Origin of the sequence: Clostridium oceanicum, from assembly GCF_039521385.1 — a bacterium.
Taxonomy (GTDB): domain Bacteria; phylum Bacillota; class Clostridia; order Clostridiales; family Clostridiaceae; genus Clostridium_F; species Clostridium_F oceanicum.
The window spans coordinates 103,793-116,166 of the sequence record NZ_BAAACG010000019.1 but is presented as its reverse complement, the minus strand read 5'-3'; the positions used below and the strand labels follow the sequence as shown (position 1 = coordinate 116,166).

The window sequence follows — 12,374 nt, the reverse complement described above, 5'->3', positions numbered from 1 at the left end:
AATAAAATTATGTAAAGGAGAATGTGTCAATGGCGATATTAGTATGTGGAGGAGCAGGATATATAGGAAGTCATATGGTATCTAAACTTTTGGAAAATGGACAAGAGGTTGTTATATTAGACAATCTTCAAAAAGGACATAAGGATGCTATTTTATCAGATAAAGTATACATAGGTGACCTTAGAGATAGAAAAATATTAGATGAAGTTTTTACTGAAAATAATATTGAAGCGGTCATAGATTTTGCAGCAGATTCTTTAGTTGGAGAAAGTATGGAAAATCCATTAAAATACTTTAATAACAATGTAGGCGGAACTATTAGTTTGTTAACTGCAATGAAAGATTATAAAGTTAAGTATATAGTATTTTCTTCTACAGCAGCAACGTATGGTGAACCAGAAAATATACCTATTTTAGAAGATGATACAACGGTACCAACAAATCCTTATGGTGAAACAAAGTTAACAGTAGAAAAAATATTAAAATGGTGTGATAAAGCATACGGAATAAAATATACTGCTCTTAGGTATTTTAATGCAGCAGGAGCTCATGCTGATGCTAATATAGGTGAAGATCATAGACCAGAAAGTCATTTGATACCTATTATACTTCAAGTAGCTTTAGGTCAAAGAGAAAAAATAATGATTTTTGGTGACGATTATCCTACAGCAGATGGAACTTGTGTAAGAGATTATATACATGTTACAGATTTAGTAGAGGCTCATCTTTGTGCACTAAATAGACTTAAAAAAGGTGGAAGTAGTTGTTCATATAACTTAGGAAATGGAAAAGGTTTTTCAGTAAAAGAAGTTATAGATGTATCAAGAAAGGTTACTGGTATAGATATAAAATCAGAAACAGCTCTAAGAAGGTTAGGAGATCCGGCAACTCTTATAGCTTCTTCGGAAAAAGCTATTAAAGAATTAGGATGGAAACCTAAGTATAATTCTTTAGAAAAAATCATAGAAACAGCATGGAATTGGCATAAAAGTCATCCTAATGGATATAAAAAATAGAATGTATTAATGTTGGAGACTTTAACAGAAATATTAAGACTATAAGGAGGAACAATCAATGAAAATAAAAAAAGCCATAATTCCTGCAGCGGGACTTGGAACAAGATTTTTACCTGCTACAAAAGCTCAGCCAAAAGAAATGTTACCAATAGTAGATAAACCTACTATCCAATATATAATTGAAGAAGCTATAGCTTCAGGAATAGAAGAGATATTGATTATAACAGGAAGAAATAAAAGATCAATAGAAGATCATTTTGATAAATCTGTAGAATTAGAAAATGATCTAGAAAGAAAAAATAAGAATGAAATGCTTGAAATGGTAAAAGATATATCTAATATGGCAAGTATTTATTTTATAAGGCAAAAAGAACCTAAAGGTTTAGGAGATGCTATAAGTTGTGCTAGAAGTTTCGTAGGCAAAGAGCCATTTGCAATACTTCTAGGAGATGATGTAGTAGATAGTAAAGTTCCTTGCCTAAAACAACTTATGAATTGTTTTAATGAATATAACACAACTGTATTAGGTGTACAAACTATACCTAAAGAAGATGTTTCCAAATATGGCATAGTTAAAGGCTTAAATATTGAAGATAGAGTATACAGAGTAAAAGATTTAGTAGAAAAACCAGCTATAGAGGATGCTCCTTCAAACGTAGCTATACTAGGGAGATATATTGTAACTCCAACAATTTTTGATATTCTGGATAATACAGCTCCTGGTAAAGGTGGAGAAATTCAATTAACAGATGCTTTAAAAATATTAATTAGTAAAGAAGCTATGTATGCTTATGATTTTGAAGGTAGAAGATATGATGTTGGAAATAAACTTGGATATTTACAAGCTACGGTAGATTTTGCACTTAAACGTGAAGACCTTAAAAAGCCTTTTATGGAATATCTTTTAAGTTTAGATATTGCATCTAAAAATAAAAAAGAGAATTTAGAAAATATAGCAAAAGAACAAGTTGCTGCAAGTAAGAATTAAAATAAAATGATTTATGGTTAAAAATAGTTTAAGTAGCGAACCCAAATTTATAATTTGGTGTGAGTCACTTACTCAGATGAAGAATGAATCTGAGTTTCCTAAGAGGTGAACCCAAATCTATGATTTGCAGTGAATCACTTACTCATTCGAGTGAACGAGAAGGAGTTACATTTTGAAATAAACAGTTTTCTATGAATATATGCCTTTGTTTTAATCCTATGATATAATTAAGTAGCGAACCCAAATTTTCAATTTGGTGTGAGTCACTTACTCAGATGAAGAATGAAGCTGAGTTACAAATATTTGGAGTGAATCGCTTACTCCTTCGACAGATGGAGCAGGAGTTAACTTAGTAACTTACAAGTTATAAGTTTGAGTTTCATAAATTTCCATTAAGGATTTAACTTAAAAAGGAGACATACTAGTGAATAAGAATATGTTTATTAAAAAGATTAAATATTTCATACCATCTATAATATGGATGCTAATTATTTTTTCTTTTTCGTGTCAAATTGGAAGAGAGTCTGATAAAAACAATCATTTTATAGTTAATGTTTTAAATAGTTTAAAGATAGAAGTGGTAAGGCATATGGATTATAATTTTTTGAATTTTTTAATTAGAAAAACTGCTCATGTAACAGAGTATTTTATACTTTTTATGCTTTTATACTATGCTTTTAAAAAGAGTAAGTTTAAAAAAGAAAAATTAAAGTCAGCTGTAATTACAATATTATATGCATGCACAGATGAATTCCATCAACTATTTGTACCAGGAAGAGAAGGAAAGATAAGAGATGTTTTTGTAGATTCTATAGGTGTAATTATAGGGCTTATAATAATCTACATATACAAATCATTAAAAGAGAAAAAAGTCCATAAAAGTAATATAACAAGGTAAATTAAATTTTTAAACTTATAGTATTTAAATAAAATATATTTACTTTTTCTGAAAACATATATTTATTTATAATTGCGGGGGAGGGGGCATTTTATGAGAAAAAATACCCAAAAGGTTATAATAATTTTATTATTTGTAATTTTTATAGGGGTTTTAGTAGTAGGTAAACTTAAAGATAAAGAAAAACATTCTTCTACTAGTTCTACTGTAGCAGTCACTAAAGATAAAGAAAGTACTAATACTTCTGATGCTACTAAAGATGAAAAAAAAGATGATAGTAAAAATACTGAAAATAAAAATTCAAATTTATCTCCTTATGAAAAGATAAATAAAAAACAAGGTATATCTATGCTTTTTCTAGGAGATAAGGTACTTAAAGCCTCTTCTTTAAATGAAGAAGATAAAATTGATAGTAACATAAAAAAATGGATAGAAGATACTTATGCTATTAAGGTAGATAAAACTACAAAAACTTCTGATAAGGGTTTTGTTTCATCTTCACTAGAAGATTATAATAGCCTAGAAAATAAAAAATATGATTTGGTAGTTTTATGTACAGGAGAATTTAATTTAGGTTATGAACCAAATGAAAAAATAATAGAAAATTATGAATCTATTATAAAAAAGATAAAAGAAAACAATGAAAAAGCTAGTATATACATAATTGTAGAAGGATCTATTCAAACTGATAAGAACTTTCCAACTTCTCTAAATAATTTAGCAGAAAAATATAAATTAAACTCAATAGATTTAAGAGAAGACTTTGTAGGAGCTAAAGCAGCGCAGCTTACTGTAGATGGTATAATTCCTAACGAGGCAGGATATAAAATATATAAAGATAAGCTAGAACAAGCTATAACTAAATCAATAGAAGATAATAAAAGCAAATAACAATTAACAATTAAAAGATAACAAATAACAAAAGCAATTAACAATTAACAATTAAAAGATAACAAATAACAAAAGCAATTAACAATTAACAGATAACAAATAATAATTTTAAATTAAAAGATAACAATTAATAATTAAGATAGTAACCAGTTTGTTGCTATCTTTTCTTTTATTCCTATAAAATTAATGCAGCTTCTTTAAGTTTTGGGTATAATATAAATAAGATAATGTAGGAGGTTAATATTATGACTTCTAATATTTCAAAAACAATAAAAGAAACTTTCGAAAAGAGTAGAAAAGAAGGCTTGGAAATAGGAATAGAAAAAGGAGAAAAAAATAAAGCTATAGAAATTGCTAAAAATTTGTTAGATGTTTTAAATGATGAAATCATTTCTGAAAAAACAGGATTAACAATAGAAGAAGTAAAAAAACTTAGAGAAAATGATTAAAGAAGTATATAACGGAGGTTTATACTATGGAAATATATCACGGTAGTAATAAAGCTATAGAAACTCCAAGAATATTAAAAGAAGGTTTTACAAAGGACTTTTCATATGGATTTTACTGTACAACAATATTAAAACAAGCTAAGAGATGGGCAGCAAGAAAGGGCTTTGGTTCAGGCGTTATAAGTAAATATGAGTTTAATTTAGAATATATATTTAAAGAAAACTTAAGTATGTTAAAATTTTCTGAACCAAGTGAAGAATGGTTAGATTTTATAGTTAAATGTCGTTCTGGAGAATTGTGTGACTACGATATTATTGAGGGACCAATGGCTGATGATAAAATATATAATTTTATAAATGCATACATGGGAGGTAATATAACAAGAGAACAATTTTGGGCTTTAGCTAAGTTTGATTATCCTACACATCAATTGTGTTTTTGTACTGAAAAAGCCTTAAAATCTATAGAGTATAGGGGGCATATAAATGGTTAAGTATAACAAAGACGACAATTTATATTTTACTTGTTGTTTGTTAGAATATATTGCTCGTAAGACACTTAATGAAACAGAAGTAATAGTAAATTATTTAGGTGAAGAAGGAATAAGTTGGATACATGAGTATGCGGATGTATTACACTGTGAAAATATAGATGCAGTTACACATGAATTAGTTGAGAGATATAACATACAAGATGGAGATTATCATTGTGATAAATACTGTGAAGAATATGATTTTGAGTTAACAAGTGTATGGGCTATTGGAGCTGTATTTGCAAGGCTTATAGAGGATATAGGAAACGACACTACAAAAACTTTAATAGAAGTATATAATTCATACATAGGCAAGTGTATTAATAATTACTTATATGGTTTTTATACAAGTAGTCCTCAAATTATATACGGAAGTTATAAAGCAGGAGAAATGCTAGATTAGAGGAATAATAACAAGTTTTTTTAAAATCAATATTTATGTAAAATATGCAGTTTATATATTTACTAAAAGGTATTTGAACGATTTGAACGAAATGTAGAAACTCTTATTTATTTTTTCTTATATATACGTTAAAAAAATATATGTTTGAGCAAAGCGAGTTTATATTTTTAGGATATATAAGAAAAAATAATTTAGAGTTTCTAATTGAAGTGAACAACCTTTAAGAAATATATAGACTGCTTTTTACTTTATCCTTATAAAATTTCACTTTAAGGAAAAACTAAATGTGAAATTAATAAAGGAGGAATTATTATGGCTAACCAATTTGAAATGATGCAAGTTGCAAATGAATGTCCAGGATATCAAGCAGAATCTTCAGCAATGCAATCTAATGTAGGGACTCATGATAGTAAGAGTTGTGAAAACTGCAAAAACCTTGTAGCAGGTAGATGTGTTAAAAATCTTTATGATAGCGTAGCAAGTAGTTTAGATCAATCATAAAATAGAGCCTTATGGCTCTATTTTTTTATACTTTTATTTTCAAATAGAAATTTTTTTAAGTTCTTTTAGATATAGAAGAACTTTTTTTACATGATAGTTATAAACAGTATTAAGTTCATTTTCTTTATATTCGTAGTCTCTATCTTTAAAATCATACATAGTTTTAATAGTTTCATAGTTTGCACTACTTAATTTACATTGAGAATGTATAGAATTTATAAAAGATAAATGTATAAGTGTGCTATTTAATATACTTATTATATTTTTTATAGAAGTTGAATCCAAAGTTCCTTTTGTGTTGAATTCTTTAACATATGTATTAAAACTGCCTTCTAAGCTATTTATTTGTTTTTTTAACTTTTTTATATTTATATTATTGTGATTATAAATTTTACTGGCTAAGCTTTTATATAAGTCGTTTAATATAGAATTTAAATTAGATTTTACTTTTACTTCATGACGAGGCGGTCTTATAGTAACATTTATAATTACAGCTACGGTTATACCTATAAAGGTATCCAAAACTCTATGTACACTATAATAAAGTGGTGTTTTTACTGTAAGATTTACCATTATACCAATAAATACAATGCATCCTATAGTGACGGATTTTTTCCATTTCAATGAATTTAATATGTAAATTACTATTATAATACCTAATCCACAAAGGAGAGGGTTGTTTTGTTCTATTGATGATATACAAAGCCCTACTGTAGCTCCTGTCATTGTTCCAAGCATTCTATTTTTACCAGCAGTGTAAGAACCAGTTACAGAAGTTTGCATGGATATTACTGCAGCTATGGCTGCATAAAAGGGAGAATCTAAACCAAAAGATTGGCTTAAAAATACAGAAATAGTTACAGCCATAGCTGTTTTAATATTTCTCATTCCTATACGTTTCATATTTTTCCTCACTTAATCTTATATTTATATAGTTTATTATACATAAAACCTTTTTGAAGCTCAACTTGCAAATATCATTAATACTAATATAAAATGAAAAAATATAAGCATATTTATATATGGCTTCTTGTTATTAAAGAAATAATATATTTTTGACTATATATAATGTAGTTATTATTTAACTATTTTATTTTTAAAAATAGGAATTAGTAAAATAATATAAAAAATAGTATTATATGTTTAGTAAGTGTATTATAATTTGTTAGTAAGGAAAAAATAAATATATATATTTTTTATAATTAAAGATAACTGTATTTTTAATTATATTTAAAGAAAACATAATAATTCTATGGTATATTAGAGGTATGCGGAGTGTGAAATACATTAAATTTTTAATATATTAGTATATTAAGAATTTATAAAATAAAATTCTTACAATAATTAATAACTTTTAATTTTTAAATTGTTTTTGACATCTGTTAATTATTATTTATTAATTTTTAATTGTTATTTATTATTTGTTATCTGTTAATTGTTATCTGTTAATTGTTATCTGTTAATTGTTAATTATTAATAAAAAGGATGGGTGTATATTGGTATCTATTAAAAGTACATTATCAATATTTTTTGTAATAAATATAATAATTTCAATTATAGTAATAGGTGTAGAAAGAAAAAAACCAGAAAAAACCATAGCTTGGCTTTTGACTTTTATTGTGGTTCCACCACTTGGAATATTTTTATACATATTTTTAGGTAGAAATTGGAAAAAGCATAAACTTCATGAAAATACAAATATAGATATTGAAAAGTTAATACATGAAGCGGTTCCTAAAATCAAACATAGTAGATACTATTCTCTTATAGAGCTTTTATCTAAAAATAACGAATCCCCTTTGTTTAATGATAATTATATAGAGATATTTAAAGATGGAAATGAGAAATTTAAACGGCTTAAAGAAGAACTTTTAAAGGCTAAGAACCATATACATTTAGAGTATTATATAGTAAAAAGTGATGTTATAGGAAATGAAATAAAAGATATTTTAATAAAAAAAGCTAATGAAGGTGTTCAAGTTAGATTTATTATAGATAGAGTTGGAAGTATTAAAATAAAAAAAAGTTACATAAAAGAACTTAAAGAAAATGGAATAGATGTAGTTCAATATTCTTATTTTTTAGCTCCTCTTTTAAGGCATATAAATACTCAAATCAATTATAGAAATCATAGAAAAATAGTTATTATAGATGGGAAAGTAGGGTTTTTAGGAGGAGTAAATATAGGGGATGAGTATTTAGGTAAAAGCAAATTAGGTTATTGGAGAGATACTCACATAATGGTTGAAGGAGATTTTGTAATGGGTCTTCAAGCTGTATTTATGGATGATTTTGCAACTATAAAAGAAGCTAATCATGAATATTTTTATTATGGGGAAGATTTTCAAAGTTATTTTCCTGAAATTCCTGAGTCAGAAGGCAAAATTATGCAACTTGTGAAAAGTGGACCTAATTCTGATTTCCCAGCTATAATGCAAGCTATGTTTAAAATGATAAACTTAGCTAAAGATCATATATACATAACTACTCCTTATTTTGTGCCTAATGGTAGTATAATGAATGCACTTAAAGTAGCAGCTTTAAGTGGAATAGATGTAAGAATATTATTTCCTGGTAAATACGATCATATTTTAGTTTATTATGCATCAAAGACTTATTTAGAAGAGCTTGTAAGTTACGGAGTTAAAATATATTTTTATGATGAAAAAGCCTTTGTTCATGCTAAAACTATAACAGTTGATGGAGAAATATCTTCTGTTGGTACAGCTAATATGGATATAAGAAGTTATGAATTAAATTATGAGATTAATGCAGTTATTTATGATATAGAAACTACAGAAGAATTAGAAAATATATTTTTTGAGGATTTAAGAAGAAGTTATAGAGTATATGAAAAAGATTTTTCAAATAGATCCTTTGCAAAAAGGGTATTTGAAGGGATTGCTAGAATATTTTCCTCCATCTTATAACTTTAATATAAAATTTAATTTAATTCAATTTATATTAAAGTTTTCCTTTCTTTTTTCGTAAATAGTATAAGGAATATTTATTTTAAATTTTAAATAATGTGGTTGTAAAAAAATTCTATGTTATAATTATATATAACAAGGTTTACACATTATTTATATTTTATTAAGGTATATGAAAATACACTAATGGACTAATTAGTTATTTGAATATACCTAATAGTAGGGTGGTGGAAAAGTGGCTATTGAAGATAAAAAGATTTCAGTTAAAGAGGGGCTACTTGAAAAAATTTTAAGTGAACTAAATGAAGTTCAAACGTTAAGCTCTGAAAGATTACTTCAAGAAAAGGTAGGTATTTTAATAAAATATATAGAAAACTTAGTTGAAAATAAAGATGAAATTCCTTTTGAGACTATTATATACAATAAAATGAGAGAAGTTAGATTAAAAGATCCAGAATTAAATTCAAAACTTTATATATTATATAGAAAACTAAGTGATAAAAAGATTTCAGAAGAAGATGCAAGAATAATGTACGATGTATATATTAAAAGTCAAGCTTTTGATAAAATGATTTATTAATAAATAAAAGTATCTCTATAGTTTAGGTACATTAGAATAAATAATTAATCATAGATAGATTTTAATAGTTATTTATTTTTATATACCTTATATATTAAATTATGATATAATTGTTATAATTAGAATAAGTTTAATATATTGCTAAGAGGTGGTAGTTCTAGGATGAAAGATCAAAAGTGTATAGATATAGATAGAAAATCTGCAGAAAAAATCTTATCTCAGTTAAATGAAATTAAGATAGTTTGTGCAGATAAAGGTATTAAATCTAAAGTAGAAAAAATAATTGACTTGGCAAATAATGAGATCGCAATTAAAATGGAACCTTCATTAGAAGATGTAGTATATGACAAAATGAAAGAAACTAAAATATCTAATCCAGATTTAAGCAGTAAGCTATATATATTATATAGAAAGATAACTCAAGGTAAGATATCAGAAGAAGAAGCAAAAGAAATGTATGAAACCTACATAATGATGGAAGGTTTCGATAAAATGGTTTGGTAATCATATTATTTTTATTTATTATTATAAAATTGAATTTATATTAATTATTTGAATATAAGGTACTATTATAGAATTAATTCTATAATAGTACCTTTAATTTTGCATATAGATACATAATTATTCATTGATTTATATTATGATGAATAAAATATAAATTCAAAATACTAAGGGAATTTCTTTTAAAAACATAGATAATAAGCTAACTGTAGCATTCAATAATAAAATTATATGGAAAAATATAAATGTTTTTCTAAAAATATATTGCATAATTATTAATTTTAATATATAATTATAACAGATCATAAAAGAGGAGAGCGGTAAAATGAAGAAGATAACTAGTTTAGTTTTAGTAGCTATTCTTTCTTTAGTAGTTTTTGTTGGATGCGGAGCTAAAAAAGATTCAGCTGCAAAGGGCTTAGAAAAAGTTAAAGAGGCAGGAGTTTTAAAAATAGGATTAAGTGATGATTATCCTCCAATGGAGTTTAGAGATGATAAAAATAAATTAGTAGGTTTTGATGTTGATATATCTAAGGCTTTAGCAGAAAAATTAGGTGTAAAAGCTGAATTTGTTCCTACAAGTTTTAATGGTATTGTTGTAGCATTAAATTCTGGAAAGTTTGATTCTGTGATTTCAGCAGTTAGTATTACAGATGAAAGAAAAAAACAAATGGAATTTGTAGGTCCTTATATTGAAGGTGGACAAATAGTTATTGTTAAAAAAGAAAATGATACAATAAAAAGTTCAAAGGACTTAAAAGGAAAAATAGTAGCATGTCAAATGGGTAGTACTGGAGAAGAAGCAGCTAAAAAAATAGAAGGGACTAAAGAACTTAAAAAATATGATAAAGTTACAGAAGCCCTTCAAGATCTTGCTATAGGAAGATCTGATGCTTTAGTTGTAGATGGACAAGTGGGTAGATATTACATGAAAAAAAATGCTTCAAAATATAAAGTATTAAAAGATAAATTAACAGTAGAACCACAAGGCATTGGTGTTAAAAAAGGAAATGAAGAATTAAAAGAAGGCTTAGATAAGGCTTTTAAAGAATTAAAAGATGAAGGAAAATTAAGCGAAATATCTAAAAAATGGTTTGGAACTGATATCTATAAAAAATAATTTAATATAGATTGGTGTGAAATTTGGTAATTTAAAACTCATAAAACTGCCCTAAAAGTGCAATGCTTTTAGGGTAGTTTTATTATTATACAAATATAAGCATTTTTATACTAAAAAATATACAATCATATATAGGACTATAATCAAGTCATATCAACATATTTGTAGAAAAACTGTCTTTTGATATGCATAAAAAAGGAAAAATATTAATAAAAATTAATAAATATACAAAAAACTATTGCATAATTATTAAAAAGTATGTATAATTATTTAAAGATGAAAGTAAAGTTTGGACGGGAGGAAGTTATTATGGAAAATAAAATAATGAAAGATAAAGTGGTATTAGCATATTCAGGAGGTCTTGATACATCAATCATAATTCCTTGGCTTAAAGAAAATTATGATTTAGAAGTTATAGCTGTATGTGTAGATGTTGGACAAGGGGATGACATGGAAGCTGTAAAGAAAAAAGCTATAGGTTCTGGAGCTACAAAAATATATGTAGAAGATGTAAAAAAAGAATTTGTAACTGGATATTTATATAAAGCTATAAAATCAGAAGCCTTATATGAAGGGGACTATATGCTTGGAACTGCATTTGCAAGACCTCTTATGGCTAAGATACTTGTTAATATAGCACATAAGGAACAAGCTAAATACATATGTCACGGATGTACAGGAAAAGGGAATGATCAAGTTCGTTTTGAAGTTGGAATAAAAGCTATAGATCCAAGTATAGAAATTATTGCTCCTTGGAGAATGTGGGATATAAAATCTAGAGAAGATGCAATAGACTATGCAAAAGAAAAAGGAGTAGAAGTTCCTGTTACTAAGAAAAAAATATATTCTGTAGATAAAAATATATGGCATACAAGTCATGAAGGTGGAGATTTAGAAGATCCACAAAATGAACACAAAAATGAAATGTATTCTATGGTAACCCCTATAGAAAAAGCCAAAGATGAAGCAGAATATTTAGATATATATTTTGATAAAGGTATCCCTAAAAAGGTTAATGGCAAAGATTTAGAACCCGTTGAACTTGTAGATACCTTAAATAAAATAGGTGGAGAGCATGGAATTGGAGTTTCTGATTTAGTTGAAAATAGATTAGTTGGTATGAAATCAAGAGGAGTATATGAAACTCCAGCAGGAACAATTTTATATAAAGCTCATAAAGAACTTGAAAGATTAACAATAGACAAAGTTACATATCATTATAAACAGGGCGTATCACAAAAATATGGAGAAATTGTTTATGATGGATTATGGTTTACAACATTAAGAGAGGCTTTAGATGAATTTGTAGATAAAACACAAAAAACTGTTACAGGGACTGTTAAACTAAAATTATATAAAGGAAACATGATAAACGCAGGAGTTTATACTGAAAATGCTTTATATGATGAGAGTGTATCTTCTTTTGGAGATAGTGATTTTTATGATCACAAAGATGCTGGTGGATTTATAAAAGTTTATTCACTTCCATGTGCTATAAAGGCGATGAAGAAAAGCAATTAACAATTAACAATTAACAGATAAAAAATAATAGATAACAATTAAA

The 12,374-nt window shown here is 26.3% G+C and carries 14 protein-coding genes; 13 read left to right on the top strand and 1 reads right to left on the bottom strand.

Features of this window, described 5'->3' with window-relative positions:
• Window positions 1–29 precede the first annotated feature (29 nt).
• The 8 genes from galE to ABDZ71_RS17045 all read left to right on the top strand — a co-directional run bounded on the left by galE (window position 30) and on the right by ABDZ71_RS17045 (window position 5,679).
• Window positions 30–1,016 (top strand): UDP-glucose 4-epimerase GalE, encoded by a 987-nt coding sequence (gene galE / locus ABDZ71_RS17080; protein WP_343763590.1) that lies wholly within the window; start codon window positions 30–32, stop codon window positions 1,014–1,016.
• Window positions 1,017–1,074: 58 nt separating this feature from the next.
• A complete protein-coding gene (gene galU / locus ABDZ71_RS17075) occupies window positions 1,075–2,004 on the top strand; it encodes a UTP--glucose-1-phosphate uridylyltransferase GalU (RefSeq protein ID WP_343763588.1) in 930 nt (309 codons plus the stop codon).
• Window positions 2,005–2,428: 424 nt separating this feature from the next.
• On the top strand, window positions 2,429–2,902 hold the full coding sequence (locus ABDZ71_RS17070) for a VanZ family protein (RefSeq protein WP_343763586.1): 474 nt from the start codon (window positions 2,429–2,431) through the stop codon (window positions 2,900–2,902).
• A 93-nt stretch (window positions 2,903–2,995) separates the two neighbouring features.
• The gene (locus ABDZ71_RS17065) at window positions 2,996–3,793 is read left to right on the top strand and encodes an SGNH/GDSL hydrolase family protein (RefSeq protein WP_343763584.1); all 798 of its coding nucleotides are present in this window, start codon (window positions 2,996–2,998) and stop codon (window positions 3,791–3,793) included.
• A 245-nt stretch (window positions 3,794–4,038) separates the two neighbouring features.
• Complete coding sequence (locus ABDZ71_RS17060; protein ID WP_343763582.1) at window positions 4,039–4,242, top strand: hypothetical protein; 204 nt, start codon at window positions 4,039–4,041, stop codon at window positions 4,240–4,242.
• Window positions 4,243–4,268: 26 nt separating this feature from the next.
• A complete protein-coding gene (locus tag ABDZ71_RS17055; protein WP_343763580.1) occupies window positions 4,269–4,736 on the top strand; it encodes a DUF3990 domain-containing protein in 468 nt (155 codons plus the stop codon).
• Window positions 4,729–5,178, top strand: a complete 450-nt coding sequence (locus ABDZ71_RS17050) for a hypothetical protein (RefSeq protein WP_343763579.1) — start codon at window positions 4,729–4,731, stop codon at window positions 5,176–5,178. Before ABDZ71_RS17055 ends, ABDZ71_RS17050 begins: the two co-directional genes overlap by 8 nt.
• Before the next feature lie 312 nt (window positions 5,179–5,490).
• A complete protein-coding gene (locus ABDZ71_RS17045) occupies window positions 5,491–5,679 on the top strand; it encodes a hypothetical protein (RefSeq protein WP_343763576.1) in 189 nt (62 codons plus the stop codon).
• A gap of 39 nt (window positions 5,680–5,718) precedes the next feature.
• On the opposite strand, the gene ABDZ71_RS17040 is transcribed toward ABDZ71_RS17045, so the two are convergent.
• A complete protein-coding gene (locus ABDZ71_RS17040) occupies window positions 5,719–6,582 on the bottom strand; it encodes an FUSC family protein (protein ID WP_343763575.1) in 864 nt (287 codons plus the stop codon).
• 602 nt (window positions 6,583–7,184) lie between these two features.
• Between ABDZ71_RS17040 and cls the strand changes: the two genes are divergently transcribed.
• From cls to ABDZ71_RS17015, 5 genes are all read left to right on the top strand, one after another.
• Window positions 7,185–8,609 carry a cardiolipin synthase gene (gene cls / locus ABDZ71_RS17035; RefSeq protein ID WP_425544736.1) on the top strand — a complete coding sequence of 475 codons (1,425 nt, stop codon included), beginning with the start codon at window positions 7,185–7,187 and terminating at the stop codon, window positions 8,607–8,609.
• A 235-nt stretch (window positions 8,610–8,844) separates the two neighbouring features.
• Window positions 8,845–9,189, top strand: coding sequence for a hypothetical protein (locus ABDZ71_RS17030; protein ID WP_343763571.1), 345 nt, complete (start codon window positions 8,845–8,847; stop codon window positions 9,187–9,189).
• Window positions 9,190–9,351: 162 nt separating this feature from the next.
• Window positions 9,352–9,693: a hypothetical protein gene (locus ABDZ71_RS17025; RefSeq protein ID WP_343763569.1), complete on the top strand. Its 342-nt coding sequence runs from the start codon at window positions 9,352–9,354 to the stop codon at window positions 9,691–9,693.
• Window positions 9,694–10,015: 322 nt separating this feature from the next.
• Window positions 10,016–10,810 (top strand): ABC transporter substrate-binding protein, encoded by a 795-nt coding sequence (locus ABDZ71_RS17020; RefSeq protein ID WP_343763567.1) that lies wholly within the window; start codon window positions 10,016–10,018, stop codon window positions 10,808–10,810.
• 324 nt (window positions 10,811–11,134) lie between these two features.
• Window positions 11,135–12,331, top strand: coding sequence for an argininosuccinate synthase (locus ABDZ71_RS17015; protein WP_343764564.1), 1,197 nt, complete (start codon window positions 11,135–11,137; stop codon window positions 12,329–12,331).
• Window positions 12,332–12,374 lie beyond the last annotated feature (43 nt).

Coding starts and splice junctions, on each gene's coding strand:
- ABDZ71_RS17015 (WP_343764564.1), top strand. CDS start 11,135: ATGAAAGATAAAGTGGTATTAGCATATTCAGGAGGTCTTGATACATCA.
- galU (WP_343763588.1), top strand. CDS start 1,075: ATGAAAATAAAAAAAGCCATAATTCCTGCAGCGGGACTTGGAACAAGA.
- ABDZ71_RS17060 (WP_343763582.1), top strand. CDS start 4,039: ATGACTTCTAATATTTCAAAAACAATAAAAGAAACTTTCGAAAAGAGT.
- ABDZ71_RS17055 (WP_343763580.1), top strand. CDS start 4,269: ATGGAAATATATCACGGTAGTAATAAAGCTATAGAAACTCCAAGAATA.
- ABDZ71_RS17065 (WP_343763584.1), top strand. CDS start 2,996: ATGAGAAAAAATACCCAAAAGGTTATAATAATTTTATTATTTGTAATT.
- ABDZ71_RS17020 (WP_343763567.1), top strand. CDS start 10,016: ATGAAGAAGATAACTAGTTTAGTTTTAGTAGCTATTCTTTCTTTAGTA.
- ABDZ71_RS17045 (WP_343763576.1), top strand. CDS start 5,491: ATGGCTAACCAATTTGAAATGATGCAAGTTGCAAATGAATGTCCAGGA.
- ABDZ71_RS17040 (WP_343763575.1), bottom strand. CDS start 6,582: ATGAAACGTATAGGAATGAGAAATATTAAAACAGCTATGGCTGTAACT.
- ABDZ71_RS17050 (WP_343763579.1), top strand. CDS start 4,729: ATGGTTAAGTATAACAAAGACGACAATTTATATTTTACTTGTTGTTTG.
- ABDZ71_RS17025 (WP_343763569.1), top strand. CDS start 9,352: ATGAAAGATCAAAAGTGTATAGATATAGATAGAAAATCTGCAGAAAAA.
- galE (WP_343763590.1), top strand. CDS start 30: ATGGCGATATTAGTATGTGGAGGAGCAGGATATATAGGAAGTCATATG.